Consider the following 16045-nt stretch of genomic DNA (forward strand, 5'->3'; position numbering starts at 1 on the left):
CAGCAGGACCAGTCCAAGTGCGGCCGCTGCTGCCAGCCAGAGCGCGAGGACGTCGCGCTTTAGGGCCCGAGCCCAATCGGAGAGCCTACCCAGCGAGCGCGTCTTTTACGAAGTCGGCGCAGCGTTCGCCGATCATGATGCTTGGCGCATTGGTGTTGCCCGACACGAGCCGCGGCATGATCGAGGCATCGGCGATCCAGAGCCCATCCACCCCGCGTGCCTTGAGCGTGGGATCGACCACGTCGTCGTCGCCCGCGCCCATGCGGCACGTGCCGACCGGGTGGTAGACGGTATCCGCGCGGTTCCGGATAAGCTCGTCGAGCTGGTCTTCATCGTCGAGATCGACCGGGTAGCGTTCGGTCGGCCCGAAGTCCTGCAGTGCGGGCGAACTCGCGATCCGGTGCGACAGGCGCACGCCTTCGCGCAAGGTGGCGATATCGCGGTCGTCGTCGAGGAAATTGGGATCGATGCGCGGCGCGTCCTTCGCATCGCCGCTCGCCAGCCGCACCGTGCCCCGGCTTTCGGGACGCAGGACGCAGGCGTGGAGCGAGAAGCCGTAGCCTTTAACGCTCGTACGCCCGTGGTCTTCCAGCATGGCGGGGACGAAGTGCCACTGGATGTCTGGTGCAGGGGCGTCGGGCATGACCGTCCAGAACCCGCCCGCCTCGGCATAAGGCGTGGTCATGGGGCCAGTGCGGTGGCGCCGGTGTTCTACCAGCGCCTTGGCCATCTTGAATGTGCCGGCCAACGTCGAGCCGATCATTTCCTTGCTCTCGGTCTGCCAGCTGGACACGTAGTCGATATGATCCTGCAGGTCAGACCCGACCGCCGGCTTATCGACGAGGACGTCGATGCCGTGCTCTTTCAGGTGTCCGGCCGGCCCGATGCCCGACAGCATCAAGATTTGAGGCGAATTGAAGGCTCCGGCGCAGAGCACCACGCCGCCGCGCGCCTTCACCGTGCGGCTGCGCTTGCCCACCGTGTAGGTCACGCCCGTCACGCGGCCATCGTCGATTTCGAGCTTCTGCACCGTCACGCCGATGCGCGTGTCGAGATTCTTCGAGCCACGCTGCGGTTCGACATAGGCGCGCGCGGCGGACCAGCGTTCGCCGTCCTTCTGAGTCACCTGGTAGAGGCCGAAACCTTCCTGTTTCTCGCCGTTGAAATCGTCGTTTCTCGGCAGTTGCAACTGGGCCGCCGCCTCGACGAAAGCGAGGCTGCCCGGGTTCATGTACTTCTGGTCGCTGACCCACAGCGGGCCGTCTTCGCCGTGATAGTGGTTTTCCCCGCGCACATTGTGTTCGGCGCGCTTGAAGTAGGGCAGAACGTCGTCAAAGGCCCAGCCGCTGCAGCCGAGCGAGGCCCAATTGTCGTAATCCCACTTGTTGCCGCGGATGTAGACCATGGCGTTGATCGCGCTGGAGCCGCCGAGGCCCTTGCCGCGCGGCTGGTAGCCGACCCGGCCGTTGAGGCCTTTCTGCGGGACGGTGTCATACATGTAGTTCGCCGCCTTGTTCGGGATGGCGAGCATGCCGGGCGTGGTGATGCGCATCCCATTGTTGCGCCCGCCCGCTTCGAGCAGGCACACGCTCTTGCCCGCCTCGGCTAGCCGTCCGGCAACCGCGCTGCCGCCGCTGCCGCCGCCGACGACGACCACATCAAACTCATCCATGAAGAACTCCTCTCGATTCGAGAGGTTAGGCAGCCTCGGGCTTGCCTGCAATCGGGTTTTGGGATGCAACCTGTTCGGGAGTCTCGCCCGCGCCCTGCCGCGCCAGCCACGCCTCGCGGATCTGGTCGCTGGTTTGGCGGCTGCCGTCATGCGTCCAGCCCGGTTCGCGCAGGAGATAGGACAGCTTGTGCTTCCACGGGCTGCGCCACATGTCCTGCGCAATACCGATCCATTCATGGAAGACGGCCCACAGCAGATTGAAGCTGCCCAGCTGCTTGACGATGCCGTAGCGAATCTTCTCGTTCCTGATCTCGGGCTCGAAGGTGCCGAACATCTTGTCCCAGACGATGAAGACGCCTGCGTAATTGCGGTCGAGATAGCGCGGGTTGGTCGCGTGGTGGACCCGGTGGTGGCTGGGCGTGTTCATCACCGCCTCGAACCAGCGCGGCATCCGATCGATCGCCTCGGTGTGGATCCAGAACTGATAGATCAGATTGAAGCCACCGCAGATCGCGATCATCGCCGGGTGGAAACCGAGCAGCACCAGCGGCAGTGCGAAGACGAAGCCCAGCGTCAGGAAACCAGTCCATGTCTGGCGCAGCGCGGTCGAGAGATTGTAATGCTGCGAGGAGTGGTGGTTCACATGGCTCGCCCAGAACCAGCGCACGCGGTGCCCGAAGCGGTGAACCCAGTAATATTTCAAATCGTCGAGCACGAAGCAGGCAATCCACGCCCACCACGCCCAGCCGATTTCGAACAGGCGGTATTCCCACAGGAACAGGTAGAGCGCGAAGAACAGTCCGCCGAAGAGTAGGCCGGCCACCGTGCTTCCCAGCCCGAAAGCGAGGCTGGTGAGCGTGTCCTTCGGTTCATAGGCCGCAGGCTTACGGCGCCAGGCCCAGATCATCTCGATCAGGACCAGGGCGACGAAGCCGGGCACGGCGTATTCGGTGGGCGAGAAATCGGGCATGGCGTGGCGCTACCGTATCGCCTCTATTCGCTGAACCCAAGCTTGCGGATTGTCTATCGCAAGATGCGCTGTTCCGAAGCGGCGCTCGGCGGTGTCGATCGCAAGCCCGCCGTCCTCCAGGCGCACGCGAGCGGCGGGAGTGAGGATACGCCCCGCGAAGTGCGTACCGTGAGGACGCAGGAGCAGCACCTCCCCCGCGGCATTCGCGAGGAGCGCGCCACTTCCCTCTTTATCGAGACCGATATGCGTTGGATGGAACCCGTCCGCGGCTTCCTGCGAGGCGGTGCGCGCCTCGTCCTCGCTCGCTAGCCGGGGGGAAGGGCCCAGCTTCAGCCATCGGGCGATCGCCGCCAGCACGAGGATGGCCGCCAGCGAGCCGAGGAATTGCAGCAGCTGGCCGGTCATGTCATCCTGTGGATTGCTGCTTGAGCATTTCCATGGTCGGTCGCACCGCCGAAGTGTCGTATCCGGCCTCCCGGGCTTCACTGGCAATTTCGTCGAGGTCACGCCCTTCCTTCGCCTGGGCGAGCGCCCAGAGCATCGTGGAGCGGGTGCCCGATCGGCAAAAGGCGAGTGTCCGACCCTGCGTCGATTTGAGTGCGGACTGCATCTCGTCGACCTGCGGCAGGCTGAAGCCCGCCGAACCCACCGGGATAGATTTGTAGGCAATGCCGTTCTGCCTCGCTGCGTCCTCGATCTCGGCGCCGCTGGGCTGGCCGGGAGCCTCCCCGTCGGGGCGGTTGTTGATGATCAACGTTACGCCCTCTGCGGCGGCCTGCGCGACATCTTCGACCGAAATCTGCGGAGAGGCGAACACGCGCTCGTTAAGCCGTTTGAATTCCGCCATGGCTCAATTCACCTCGCTGCTTACTGCCGGTACGCGCCGCCTGCGCTGGACGATGTTGAGGATCTCCACGCCGACCGAGAAGCCCATCGCGGCGTAAATATAACCCTTCGGCACGTGGAAGCCAAAGCCGTCGGCGATCAGCACAAGGCCGATCATGACGAGGAAGGCGAGCGCCAGCATGACCAGCGTCGGGTTCTTTTCGATGAAGCTGGCAAGCGGATCGGCCGCCACCATCATGATGCCGACGGTGATGACCACGGCGGCGACCATGATCGGAATATCGTCGGTCATGCCCACGGCGGTGAGGATCGAATCGACCGAGAAGACGAGATCGATTGCCACGATCTGGGCGATTACCGCACCGAATGTGGCCTTGACCGCGTCGGCCGGGCCCGGGGTCTTGTCGAGCAGGTCGCCCGAATTGTCTTCGGGTTCCATCGAGTGATGGATTTCCTTGGTCGCCTTCCACAAGAGGAACAGGCCGCCCGTAAGCAGAATCAGGTCGCGCCCCGAAAAGGCCGTCTCGAAGGTAGGCTGGCCATAGGGTCCCGGTTGCCCTTCGATCCCGAGGTCGAACAGCGGCGTCTGCAAGGTCACGAGCCAGCCGATCAGCATCAGCATGCCGATCCGCATGATCAGCGCCAGCGACAGCCCGATTCGCCGCGCGCGCTGTTGCTGGTGGTCGGGCAACTTGTTCGACAGGATCGCGATGAAGATGAGGTTGTCGATCCCCAGCACCACCTCGAGCGCGATGAGCGTGAGAAGGGCGAGCCATGCGGCCGGGTCGGAGAGAAGCGCCAGTATGTCCATGGCATGCGCGATGCCCAAGCGCAGGCTTTCTGGCAAGAGCATCGTAAGGCCAAATTAGGCTTCGGAACTGTCACATTTCAGGCACACAAGGGTGGCAAACGCTAAATCGTTCGCATCGCGCCATCTTTCGCGCTATGCGTTGGGCGATGCGGGAAGATTTCGGGAGCGAGATCGTAGCGCACCAGCGATCGGCACGTCTTGCAGTCCGCGTGCCTTCGCTTCGATTACGGGGCTGCACGACAAGGTATTTTAGGACTTATGGGTTACGACAGAGGGCGGCGCCGCGGGAAGGACAAGCGGGACAACATCGGCGAGGATAGCTACGATCCCTTCGGCGGTCCCCCGAGCGATTTCGGCCAGGGCGGTGGCTTTGGCGGTGGAGACCGCGGCGGCTTCGGCGGCGGCGGCGGCGATCGCGGTGGTTTCGGCGGTGGTGACCGCGGCGGCTACGGCGGTGGAAATCGCGGCGGCGGTGGTGGCGGCTTCGGCGGCGGCAACCGCGGCGGTGGCGGCTTCGGCGGCGGCCCGCGCGGTGGCGGTGGCGGCGGAGGAAACCGCATGCCCGCACAGGTCGTCGGCACCGGCAAGGGAACGGTAAAGTTCTTCAACAGCCAGAAGGGCTTCGGCTTCATTCAGCAGGAAACCGGCGGCGAAGACATTTTCGTCCATATCAGCGCGGTCGAACGCGCGGGTCTCGAAGGCCTGGCCGAAGGTCAGGAACTCGAATTCAACCTGGTCGATCGCGGCGGCAAGGTTTCCGCACAGGATCTCCAGGTCGTCGGCGACGTGATCGCGGTGGAAGCGAAAAGCGAAGCTCCGCGCCGTGAACTCACGGGCGAGAAGGCGACCGGAACGGTCAAGTTCTTCAACTCGATGAAGGGCTTCGGCTTCCTCACCCGCGACGATGGCCAGCCGGATGCGTTCGTGCACATCAGCGCGGTCGAGCGTTCGGGCCTCAGCCAGATCAACGAAGGCGAGCGCTACGAATTCGACCTCGAAGTCGACCGACGCGGCAAATATTCCGCGGTCAACCTGGTCCCCGCCGAATAAGGCGAGAGACCGCCCTTCGCATGGTGTTTGACCAAACCCGTGCGAAGGCATAGATCGCTGGTAAACACGCAGATGGCGGCTCCCGATCCGGGGCCGCCATTTGTCTTTGAATTCCCAAGGGAGAGCTTGAAGAAATGTCGATCAGCCCGCTGATGCCCGTCTACCCCCGCTGCGGCGTGCGCCCCGTGAAGGGCGAACATTGCCACCTGATCGACGAGGACGGCACGCGTTATCTCGACTTCGCCAGCGGCATCGCGGTGAACCTGCTCGGCCACAGCCATCCGGGTCTGATCGGTGCGATCCAGCGCCAGGCCGAGACGCTGATGCACGTCTCGAACCTCTACGGCAGCCCGCAGGGCGAGGACCTTGCCCAACGCCTCGTCGACAAGACCTTCGCCGATACGGTGTTCTTTACCAATTCGGGTGCCGAAGCGATGGAATGCGCAATCAAGACCGCGCGCGCCTATCACCAGCACGAGGATGGCGATTCGAACCGCACCGAGCTGATCACCTTCACCAACGCCTTCCACGGCCGGACGATGGCGACCATCAGCGCTTCGAACCAGGAGAAGATGCACAAGGGGTTCTACCCGATGCTCGCCGGGTTCCAGTATGCCGAGTTCGACAATCTCGAAAGCGCCAAGGCGCTGGTCAGCGACAAGACCGCCGGCTTCCTCGTCGAACCGATCCAGGGCGAGGGCGGCATCCGCCCGGCCTCGGACGAATTCATCCATGGGCTGAAGGCGCTGTGCGACGAACACGATCTCATGCTGGTGTTCGACGAAGTCCAGTGCGGCGTTGCCCGAACCGGCAAGCTCTACGCCTATGAGCATTACGGCATCAAGCCCGACATCATGGCCAGCGCCAAGGGTCTTGGCGGAGGCTTTCCCGTCGGTGCCTGCCTCGCGACCGAAAAGGCCGCGCGTGGGATGGGCTTCGGCACCCATGGCTCGACCTATGGCGGCAACCCGCTTGCCATGGCCGCCGGCGTGGCAGTCATGGAAGCCGTCGCCAACGACGAATTCCTCGCCGAGGTGACCGAGAAGGGCGAGCGCCTGCGCAGCCGCCTCGAGCAGTTCATCGGCAATTACCCGGACCTGTTCGATTTCGTACGCGGCAAGGGTCTGATGCTCGGCATTCGCATGAAGGTCGAAAGCCGGCCGTTCTTCGTCCACCTGCGCGACAACCACCAGCTGCTCACCGTGGCTGCAGGCGACCAGACGCTGCGCGTGCTGCCGCCGCTGGTGGCCGACAACGCCGAGTTCGACGAATTCATGGACAAGCTTTCGGCGGGCGCTGCAAGTTTCGTTCCGGCCGCAAGCTGATGGCCGGCGGCGGCGCGCTCGACCTGGCCCCGGCGGTGAGGAATCTCCTCGATCTCTCGGACGCAGGCGGAGACGCGATCGCCGCCATGCTTGCCGACGCGCAGGATCGCAAGGCGGCGCGGCGCGGGTGGCCCAAGGGCCAGCCGGACAGCGACGCGCCGCTCGCAGGGCATGTGCTCGGCATGATCTTCGAGAAGAACTCCACCCGGACGCGAGTGAGCTTCGATATGGGCATGCGCCAGCTCGGCGGCAGCGCGCTGATACTCGATTCGGGCACCAGCCAGCTGGGTCGCGGCGAAAGCATCGCCGATACGGCGCGGGTTCTCAGCCGCATGGTCGATGCGATCATGATCCGCACCGACGATCATGCGAAGGCGGAAGAACTGGCGCATCACGCGCATGTGCCCGTCATCAACGGCCTGACCGACCGCTCGCACCCCTGCCAGATCGCCGCCGACCTCCTGACCATAGTCGAGCATGGAAAAGCGTTGCCCGGTCTTGAGGTCGCGTGGCTGGGCGATGGCAACAATGTGCTTCATTCGATCCTCGAGGCGGCGGGCATCTTCAAGTTCAACGTGCGTGTCGGTGTCCCGCATGGCTACGAGCCGGAGAGCGAGTTCGTCGACATGGCGCGCAAGGGCGGAGCGACTATCACGCTCACACGCGACGCCGCCGAAGCGGCGCGGGGCGCGGATATCATTGTCACCGACACGTGGATATCGATGGGACAGGATCACGCCGAGGCCAAGCTCGCCGCCATGCAGCCCTTCCGCGTCGACAGCGCGCTGATGGCGTTCGCCAAGCCTGATGCGAAATTCCTTCACTGCCTCCCCGCCCATGTCGGCGACGAAGTGACCGGAGGGGTCTTCGAAAGCGCGCAGTCGGCCGTGTTCGACGAGGCGGAAAACCGCATTCATGCGCAAAAATCGATCCTGCTCTGGTGCTTCGGGAAGATCGGCGCCTAGTTCTCCGGCGGGCCACCCCTGTTCAATTCTCGATGGCGCTCCCATATGCGGGGCCATGACCGACACATCCCCCGCTATCGAAGAAATCTATTCGGGCCGCACCCTCGCTTTCACCATCCCCTCGCGCGACACGCGCGGGCGTATCGTCCGGCTCGACACCACGCTTGATGCGATCCTTGCGGCACACGACTATCCGGCGCCGATCACGCATCTGCTCGCCGAAGCGCTCGTGCTGACCACGCTGATGGGATCGCTGCTGAAGGATGACGGCTCTCAGGTCACCATGCAGGCCCAGACCGAGGCAGGCGCGGTGAACCTGCTGGTCTGCGACTACAAGGGTGGGGAATTGCGCGGCTATGTCGATTTCGACCATGGGAAGCTCGCCGAACTGGGTTCGAACCCCTCGCTCTTCGCGCTGTTCGGCAAGGGTTATCTCGCGATTACCTTCGACATCGCCAACGGCAAGGGCCGCTACCAGGGCATCGTACCCCTCGAAGGCGAGACTCTGGCCCAGGCTTGCGAGACCTATTTCTTCCAGTCCGAACAGGTGCCGACGCTGATCCGAACGGCCGTGCGGTCGGACGGCGGCAAGTGCCTTGCGGCCGGAATGCTCATCCAGCACCTCCCCGATGGCGAGGAGGGGCGTGAGCGCCTCCACGCGCGGCTCGACCATCCCGAGTGGGAGCATGTCGCCATTCTCGGCGGATCGGTCAAACACGAGGAGCTGGTCGATACGGACCTCTCGCTCGAGGCCATTGTTTGGCGGCTTTTCCACGAAGAGGACGAGGTGCGGATCGAGCCCGGCGCGATGATCGACAAGGGCTGCCGCTGCTCGGTCGAACACTATCGCGAAGTGCTCGCGAAATTCCCGGAAGCCGACCGTGCCGAAATGCGTGATGACGACGGGATCATTGTGGTCGATTGCGCATTCTGTTCTCGCAAGTTCCCGATTGAAGCTTAACGGGCCTTGCGGGGTTCGCTTCTCCCGACACAGTTCGTCGCTGATCCGAAACGGTTCATCGCCGAGATATACTACGTTCGGTAAGGAGATCGGTGCAGCGAATGTGCTATAGGTAGTGAAATGAAAGCGATCTCGAATCGAAAAATGGCGGCACTGGCCGCGTTGACGGTGACCGTCCTGGCAGGCCCCGCTCTTGCGCAGGCCTCGCTCGCGATGCTCGGCACGCTTGATCGCGGCGGTTGGGAGGTGCGCTATCGCGACGGTTCGGCCCCGCGCAATATCTGCGTGCGCAGCGGGCAGGAATTCATCCAGCTTCGGCACAGCGAAAGCGGCTGCAACCGCTTCGTGGTAGAGGATGGCAAGGACCAGGTCACAGTGCAGTACACGTGTCGTGGCAATGGCTATGGCCGCACAAACATCCGCAAGGAAGGCGCCGGCCTCGTCCAGATCGACAGCCAGGGTATTGCCGATGGCCGTCCGTTCCAGTTTTCGGCCGAAGCCCGCCGCACCGGGGCGTGCCGCTGACTTGCCCCGGGGCACGCCAAGCTCTAGCTGGCGCGCATGACATCCCAGACTAGCGAAAATCCCGGTCCGGCCGTCGTCCTTCTTTCGGGCGGCCTCGATTCCATGGTCACCGCCGCGCTCGCGCGTGAACGAGGACATGCTCTTCACGCGCTGACGATCGATTACGGCCAGCGCCACATGCGCGAGCTTCAGTCGGCCAAGTCGATTGCCGAAAAGCTGGGCGTCGAGCGCCATGTCGAATTGCCGCTGGACCTCCGCCGCTTCGGTGGCTCGGCGCTGACGGCCGATATCGACGTGCCCAAGACCGGCGTGGGGAACGATATCCCGGTGACCTATGTGCCCGCGCGAAACCTTGTGTTCCTCGCGCTGACCACGGCCTTCGCCGAGACTTCCGGCTCGCGCGACATCTTCATCGGCGTCAACGCGCTCGACTATTCGGGCTATCCCGACTGCCGACCGGAATTTATTGCCAGCTTCGCCGAAACCGCGCGCCTCGGCACCAAGCAGGGCGTGGAGGGCGAGCCCTTCTCGATCCACGCGCCGCTTCAGCACATGAGCAAGGCGGACATCGCGCGCGAGTGCCACAGGCTCGCTCTCGATCCTGCGTGGAGCTGGTCCTGCTACGATCCGACGCCTGAAGGCACGGCCTGCGGGGCCTGCGATTCCTGCCGCCTTCGCCGAAAAGGGTTTGAAGATGCGGGGCTTGTCGATACCACGGTCTATTCCACGGATGCACCGACCCTGACGGAGTGAGAGATTGAGCCAGCCCGCTGCCCCTGAAGAGTCCGTAATCCCCGAAGGCGCAGCAGAGGCCAAGGTCCCCGCCTATAGCTGGTACGCGCTGGGCGTGTTGGTGGTCATCTATGTCCTGAACTTCGTCGACCGGAACATAATTTCGATCCTCGCCGAGGACATCAAGGCGGACCTGGGACTGCGCGACGACCAGATCGGGTTCCTCTATGGCACTGCCTTCGGGGTGTTTTACGCTCTGTTCGGCATCCCCCTCGGCAAGCTGGCGGATAGCTGGCACCGCGTCCGGCTGATGACCATCGGCCTCGCGGTCTGGTCTGCCTTCACGACGCTTTCGGGTTTTGCGAAGAATTTCGCCGCGCTCAGCGTGGCGCGCATCGGCGTGGGCGTTGGTGAAGCGACGGCCAGCCCCAGCGCTTATTCGCTGATCTCGGACTGGTTTCCGAAGAACATGCGCGCCACTGCGCTCGCGATATATTCGTCGGGGTTATACATTGGTGGCGGCATTTCTTTGTTGATTGGCGGTGCAATCGTCGAAAACTGGAATGCGGCCTATCCGGTCGATGCGCCGCTGGGTCTCGCCGGTTGGCAGGCGGCCTTCATCATCGTTGGCCTGCCCGGGCTGCTGCTGGCGATGCTCGTCTTCACTCTTCGCGAACCTCTGCGCGGCCAGAGCGAAGGGATCGTCTCGCCGCCGCCGAAGGATCCGTTCCGTGGCTTCTTCAAGGAACTTGTCGCAGTTATTCCGCCCTTCACACTGATCGGAGCCGCGCAAGCCGGTACGCGGGGAATCCTCATCAATCTTGCGGGTGCGCTGGTCATCGGCGGCGTCGCCTGGCTGATGGCCGACTATACCGGCAACGCCCAACAATGGGGCGCAGTGGGCATTGGATATTACGCGATCTACTCATGGGCGACGACGCTCAAGAGGCGCGATGCCCCGACCTTTGGTTTGATCTGGGGAACGCCTGCCTTCCTCACCACGATCCTTGGTTATGGCATGGTCGCATTCATGTCTTATGCAGCCTCTTTCTGGGCGGCGCCCTATGCCATCCGCATTCTGGGCGAGGCGCCTTCGGTAGCAGGTTGGTGGATCGGTGGTCCGGGCGCGCTAGGAGGGTTCCTCGGCGTGATCGCTGGCGGCTGGCTAGCCGACTTCCTGCGCAAGCGACTTGCCGCGGGCAGGCTTATCGTTGTCGCTGTTGGCCTCGTCGGCGCAGCGCCATTTCTGTATGTGATGTTCACGACGCAGGACACCACGACTTTCTACATCGCGGCCTTCTTGCAATCACTGTTCGGCAGTTCCGCGCTCGGCGCGGCGGCCGCAACCACCCAGGACCTCGTTCTGCCAAGAATGCGCGGGACCGCGACGGCCACCTTCTTCCTGTCCACGACGCTCGTCGGCCTGGCGCTCGGGCCCTACATGGCAGGACAGGTGTCGACGATGTCGGGAAGTCTTTCGACTGGGGGGCTGAGCCTGCTCATCGCTGTGCCGATTGGGCTCGTCCTTCTACTGGTCGCCTATCGGACCGTGCCGAAGGCCGAGCAAACCGTCCTCGAACGCGCGCGCAAAGCGGGTGAAGAGGTCTAGTCAGCTAGCAGCGGTCAAGACCCCGCAGGCAACACGCGCACCCGCATCACCGGCGGGGTCGCTGCGATAATCATCCGCGCCTGCGTGGATGACGATCGCAGTGCCGTCGGCATCGAAAATGCTGTCTCGCAATTGAGCCGTATCGACGCCGAGATCGACTTGCGTGCTGGTACTGCGCGACGCTCCGACAACCAGATTGGGAAGATCGCCAAGGTGCTTGCCTTGTGGATTGAGTGAGCCGTGTTCGCGGTCCGCAGGATTGAGGTGTCCGCCGGCACTCTTGAAGTCGGGTGCTTCACAGCGTCCGGTGGTGTGAAGGTGAAAGCCATGCTCGCCCACTGAAAGGCCGGTGGCCGCGATGGCCAGCGTCATGGTCTGGCCGTCCGAGATTAACTGGGCGGTACCCGCAGGGACACCATTGGCAAAGCTCAGCCGAGCCTCGGCGACGCGCTCGCTCGGTAGCGTATCGAGCGTAGTGCACGCGCCCAGCGATGCACAGGTGAGAATTGCTGCAAGGATCCGACGCATGAAACTGTTCCTTTTCCAATGGAGTTCGACACACCAACGAAAAAGGGGCCGGATTGCTCCGGCCCCTTCTCGGTGTTCAACTCCGGAGAGTTATTACATGCCCGAACCCGGACCGTAGGTAACTTCCACACGGCGGTTCTGCAGTTCGCGGACACCATCGGCGGTCGGAACGCGGAGCTGGTTTTCACCAAAGGCTTCGCTGCTGATCCGGCCATCGGGAATACCGCGAGCCGAGAGGTAGTCGCGAACCGACGAGTTACGACGCTCGGCAAGACCCATGTTGTACTGAGCCGAGCCCGAGGTGTCGGTGTGACCAGCGAGCATGACCGAAGCCATGCCGCAGTTGGCGTAAGCCGAAACCGCGTTGTCGAGGATCGTCGCTGCTTCCGGCGTGATTTCCGATTCGTCCCAGTTGAAGAAGACGATGTACGGACCCTGCTGGCACACCGGAGCCGGCGGAGGCGGCGGCGGAGGCGGCGGGGGCGGCGGAGGCGGCGGCGGGGGCGGCGGAGGCGGCGGGGGCGGCGGCGGAACCGGCGCACCGAAGTTGAATGCCAGCGTACCCATCAGCGAGTGGCTGCGAAGCTTGCCTTCATACTCGTCACCGAAGTTGGTCACGATGTTGACGTCTTCCGCTGTGAACATGCGATAGCGCAGACCGACGTCGATGCTGTCGGTAAGCGGCGCACGAACACCCGCGAGGAGCTGCCACGCCAGGTCGCTCGACGAATCGTCGATCACCACGTTGTTGCCAATGCCCGGAACGAAGAGTTCCCCGTCGACGCTCGTGCGTGCGACGCCGATACCGGCACCAGCATACGCCTGAAGACCGTCATCGGGCCCGAAATCGAACATGCCGTTGAGCATGAATGCCAGCGAACTGGTCGAACCATCAGCCGGGACTACTCCAGCCGGCCCAACGTCAACCGTTTCGTGATCAGCTTCACGATAGCTGACCTCGGCTTCCAGACGGAAAGCACCGAAATCGTATCCGACGTAACCGCCGCCATCGAAACCGCGATCGAAATCGATCTGCGCGGTATCGGTGCTGGTTTCATCGATAAGGTCGAAATCGACATCTTCGACGAGCATGGGGCCGAATTCGCCCCCGATGTACCACGAATTGTCTCTGGCGAGGGCAGGCGACGCAAGCGCCGTGGATGCCATCGCCATTCCTATGACTAGTTTCCGCATTATTTATTTCCCCTTTTTGCGAATTGGAGCCACCGAGTGAAACTTATGTATAGTCGCACCCGCTAGGTGGCAAGTAGACATTGATCGGGAACTGTTGCAAGAATGTCGCTCTTCCCGACCGTTTTCAGAGATATCCGGGTTCAAGATCCCTCCTCAGACGCTGGCCCAACGTAGCTCGCGCGGACTGGTTCCAGCAAATTTACGCCAGCACTCCCAGTGTTTTCAGTGCATCGACGAGTTCGGTGATGGTGGCGCGGGCCTCGAGATCGATCACGCTGCCGCCGTTCGGTTCGACAGGTGTCGCAACGCTCGTCCAACTCCCGATGAAATGTCGCACCTGCAATGAGGTGTTGTCGTAAAGACGCATCCCGTTTCTGGGCGCGACGAAGGTCCATTGGTTGCCGTCCCAACCAGCAATCGCGCCGTCCTGGCCAGCGAAAGCGCCGGTAGCGTCGTTAGCCACCAGGTAACAATCGCCGGTGATCGGCTCCTCGGGCGGGGCGGACAGCGATCCGGAGACCGCTGGATGGAGGAGAAGGTCAATCCGTGCGAGCGCTTCGTTGACCGTAAACTCCTTCTGCGCCTGTCCGGCGAAAAGAATTGGGAGTGCGTGGCGGGGTGTTGCGTAAAGGAAATCTGCTGTTTGGGTCATACTAGGGTCTCCATTCGAGAGCTGCATGTTCAGGCGAGGGTGCCGAGAGCGATGGCGCGGGAGCGGGAGGTGTCGCCGATCTGGCGTACCCACAGGCCCTGCGATCCGTGAGAGGCAAGCAAGCCAATGACGGTCTCGCTCGAGATTTGGAGCCACGGCGCGGCGACCACCCACTTTTCGAGCGGGAACGTCACCGGGCCGTAGCCGACTTCGTAGCTTTCGGTTTCCTCGACCACGGGCAGGTCGACCTCGTCGGGCCAGAGCCACTGTCCCCGCGCCCGGCGCGTCCAGCGCAGACTGGCCGAGCCATCGGCATTCCATTCGAGGCGTGCGTGAACCGGGGAGGGTGGGCGAAGGCTCGCTCCTGCGTTTTCGAGTGTGGCGAGCGCCGGTTCCTCATCCGCAATGCCTATGGCCGCGAAGCTTCCCGTTGATGCGGAGAGATACATGTCGGACAGTTCGGCGAGCCGGTCGTCGAGCAGCACCACGGATTCACCTTCGGCGTGCCCCGCTGCGGCCTCAAATTCGGTCCCGCCCCGGCCGCGCAGCAGCCCGGACAAGTGCCAGCGCCCGTCGCCGAGGGGGTCGGCGTCACGGTATTGGACGATTTCCCTTCCGATCAGCATGCGGTTCTCCCCCTGGGCGAGCCCGGTGATATCCGTCGAAGCGAGAGCAGCATTTGCATTGGCCAGATCGATCACGCAGGAAGATGCCGGCTCAAACCTCACAGCGTGCGAGGGCCCGAGCGCCGAGCCGAGCGTGCCCGTCACCGCACGCTCGCCGACAGATCGGTCGAGTGGGACAAGCGCTCCATCGCGCAAAGCATAGAGCGCGCAGCCTGGCCACCGTCCGGCCGGTGCATCCGCCGCCGCATAGGCCCGGCGCTGGTTGCCGCTGCCCTGGCCGTCCCAAGGCACTTCGAAGACGCGCAGGAGCGTTGCCGAGGCCAGGCGGTCGAGCGGGGTCCGCGCCGCACCCGGGTCGGCGGCGGGGTTAGTATCGGCGGGAGTGCTGTGGCGGACAAGCTCAAGCTCGATCCCGGCCTCGCGCCACTCCCATGCCGCGATCTGCCAGATGCCTGCGATGCCCGGTGCCCGGACCAGTGCGCCGGGGACGAGATCGGGATCGAGCTGCGTGCAGCGCCAGAGCATGCGGTCCCGTCGGACCCTCGCGCGCGTGGCGGCCTGCCGGGCAAGGCGCTGCGCGTTGGCGGCCGAAAGCGCACCGGGGAACTGGAAGGTCCGCGTGTCGCCCTCGCTGTATCCGGCCAGTTGCATGCCGGCCTGGAAGTCGCGGGCGGGATCGTAATAGCGCAGGACGGCGAAACCGTGGGCATCCTCGGAGGACCGCTGCCGCACGTAGCCCGCCTGCACGCCGAACTCGCCATCGCTCCACGCCGCGGCAGGGGGAAGGAGGGTCGCTTCCGGCGGCTGGGCGGTCGAGACTGTCAAGGCGACGCCCGTGCCGTCGACCCGCGCCTCGAGGGGATGCAGACGGTCGATGAGGCGGACGATGTCGCGCACCGGACCGCCTTCGTAGCTGTAGCCGACGAGTTCGGGGAAGCGTGTGTGCTGGGTTGCCGCAAGACCCTCTCCCTCGGACAGCGTTTCGACGACAACGCTCCCGCTCCCCGCAAAGATCTCGAAGCTGAGCGCAGGGATGCGATTGCCGAAATCGGTGAGGTCTAGATCCTCGAACACGGCAAAGGCCTGGCCGCGAAAACCGGGGCAGCGATCGCCGAGATGCGCCTGCAGCAAAGGGTCGCAGGGCTGGTCGCCGTGACCTTGGTAGATCCGCAGCGTACCGGCGCTCTTCAGGTCGCCTGCCGTTCCGCGCAGCAAGTTTCCGTCCGCCCAGATCCGTCCGATGCGGTCGATGGGGCCGCTCGAAAGCGCGACGGCGAAGGAGACCGAGTAGCTGTAGCTGACTGTCTTGGGCTGGCCCTTGCCGTTGCTGTGCTTTTCGCGGTGTTCCTCGAGGTCGGTTGCCCAGACGATGGTGCCGGGCGCGCGGACCTGGCCGAACTGGCGGGCGATGGGAGTCCCGTAGCTCGACCCGGTCACGGCCAGCTCCTTCAGCCGGGCGCCTTCGATGTCGTTGGAGCCGAAGAGCGCGTTGTCGATCGCGTTGCCGGCGAGGGTGCCGACGATCTGGCCGACCGGGCCGAAGAGCCTGCCGACCGATGAAAGGACGAGTGTCGCCATG

Annotated in this window: 16 protein-coding genes; 7 read left to right on the forward strand and 9 right to left on the reverse strand. The window is 63.9% G+C overall.

All coding sequences use genetic code 11. The features are described 5' to 3' along the window. Positions 1 to 85: 85 nt before the first annotated feature. From ED21_RS06000 to ED21_RS06020, 5 genes are read right to left on the reverse strand one after another with little or no spacing between them, the layout of a single operon-like run. Entirely contained in the window at positions 86 to 1672 is a 1587-nt protein-coding gene (locus tag ED21_RS06000; protein WP_006832952.1) for a GMC family oxidoreductase, read from the reverse strand. Positions 1673 to 1697: 25 nt separating this feature from the next. Continuing rightward, complete coding sequence (locus ED21_RS06005) at positions 1698 to 2642, reverse strand: sterol desaturase family protein (protein ID WP_006832954.1); 945 nt, start codon at positions 2640 to 2642, stop codon at positions 1698 to 1700. A gap of 9 nt (positions 2643 to 2651) precedes the next feature. Continuing rightward, a complete protein-coding gene (locus ED21_RS06010) occupies positions 2652 to 3047 on the reverse strand; it encodes a hypothetical protein (RefSeq protein WP_006832955.1) in 396 nt (131 codons plus the stop codon). Position 3048: 1 nt separating this feature from the next. Then, positions 3049 to 3489: a TIGR01244 family sulfur transferase gene (locus ED21_RS06015; RefSeq protein WP_006832956.1), complete on the reverse strand. Its 441-nt coding sequence runs from the start codon at positions 3487 to 3489 to the stop codon at positions 3049 to 3051. Between the two features lie 3 nt (positions 3490 to 3492). Further along, positions 3493 to 4299 carry a TerC family protein gene (locus ED21_RS06020; protein WP_034921775.1) on the reverse strand — a complete coding sequence of 269 codons (807 nt, stop codon included), beginning with the start codon at positions 4297 to 4299 and terminating at the stop codon, positions 3493 to 3495. A 258-nt stretch (positions 4300 to 4557) separates the two neighbouring features. Between ED21_RS06020 and ED21_RS15940 the strand changes: the two genes are divergently transcribed. The 7 genes from ED21_RS15940 to ED21_RS06060 all read left to right on the forward strand — a co-directional run bounded on the left by ED21_RS15940 (position 4558) and on the right by ED21_RS06060 (position 11466). After that, on the forward strand, positions 4558 to 5349 hold the full coding sequence (locus tag ED21_RS15940; protein WP_006832958.1) for a cold-shock protein: 792 nt from the start codon (positions 4558 to 4560) through the stop codon (positions 5347 to 5349). 134 nt (positions 5350 to 5483) lie between these two features. Beyond that, positions 5484 to 6674, forward strand: a complete 1191-nt coding sequence (locus ED21_RS06035; RefSeq protein WP_006832959.1) for an aspartate aminotransferase family protein — start codon at positions 5484 to 5486, stop codon at positions 6672 to 6674. Beyond that, positions 6674 to 7639 carry an ornithine carbamoyltransferase gene (argF, locus tag ED21_RS06040; protein WP_006832960.1) on the forward strand — a complete coding sequence of 322 codons (966 nt, stop codon included), beginning with the start codon at positions 6674 to 6676 and terminating at the stop codon, positions 7637 to 7639. The genes ED21_RS06035 and argF overlap by 1 nt, the downstream gene beginning before the upstream one ends. A gap of 55 nt (positions 7640 to 7694) precedes the next feature. Further along, positions 7695 to 8600, forward strand: coding sequence for an Hsp33 family molecular chaperone HslO (locus ED21_RS06045; RefSeq protein ID WP_006832961.1), 906 nt, complete (start codon positions 7695 to 7697; stop codon positions 8598 to 8600). Between the two features lie 144 nt (positions 8601 to 8744). Further along, positions 8745 to 9125: a hypothetical protein gene (locus tag ED21_RS06050; protein ID WP_233995717.1), complete on the forward strand. Its 381-nt coding sequence runs from the start codon at positions 8745 to 8747 to the stop codon at positions 9123 to 9125. A gap of 36 nt (positions 9126 to 9161) precedes the next feature. Next, entirely contained in the window at positions 9162 to 9878 is a 717-nt protein-coding gene (gene queC, locus ED21_RS06055) for a 7-cyano-7-deazaguanine synthase QueC (protein ID WP_006832963.1), read from the forward strand. A gap of 4 nt (positions 9879 to 9882) precedes the next feature. Beyond that, positions 9883 to 11466 (forward strand): MFS transporter, encoded by a 1584-nt coding sequence (locus ED21_RS06060; RefSeq protein WP_006832964.1) that lies wholly within the window; start codon positions 9883 to 9885, stop codon positions 11464 to 11466. On the opposite strand, the gene ED21_RS06065 is transcribed toward ED21_RS06060, so the two are convergent. From ED21_RS06065 to ED21_RS06080, 4 genes are all read right to left on the reverse strand, one after another. Continuing rightward, complete coding sequence (locus ED21_RS06065; RefSeq protein ID WP_006832965.1) at positions 11467 to 11994, reverse strand: superoxide dismutase family protein; 528 nt, start codon at positions 11992 to 11994, stop codon at positions 11467 to 11469. It abuts the gene before it with no gap. 93 nt (positions 11995 to 12087) lie between these two features. After that, positions 12088 to 13188: an OmpA family protein gene (locus ED21_RS06070; protein ID WP_034921711.1), complete on the reverse strand. Its 1101-nt coding sequence runs from the start codon at positions 13186 to 13188 to the stop codon at positions 12088 to 12090. A 199-nt stretch (positions 13189 to 13387) separates the two neighbouring features. Then, on the reverse strand, positions 13388 to 13840 hold the full coding sequence (locus ED21_RS06075) for a DUF2793 domain-containing protein (protein ID WP_006832967.1): 453 nt from the start codon (positions 13838 to 13840) through the stop codon (positions 13388 to 13390). A gap of 29 nt (positions 13841 to 13869) precedes the next feature. Further along, a complete protein-coding gene (locus ED21_RS06080; protein WP_006832968.1) occupies positions 13870 to 16044 on the reverse strand; it encodes a phage tail protein in 2175 nt (724 codons plus the stop codon). Between the last annotated feature and the right edge of the window lies 1 nt (position 16045).

It is taken from the genome of Erythrobacter sp. SD-21 (assembly GCF_000181515.1).
Lineage (GTDB): Bacteria > Pseudomonadota > Alphaproteobacteria > Sphingomonadales > Sphingomonadaceae > Qipengyuania.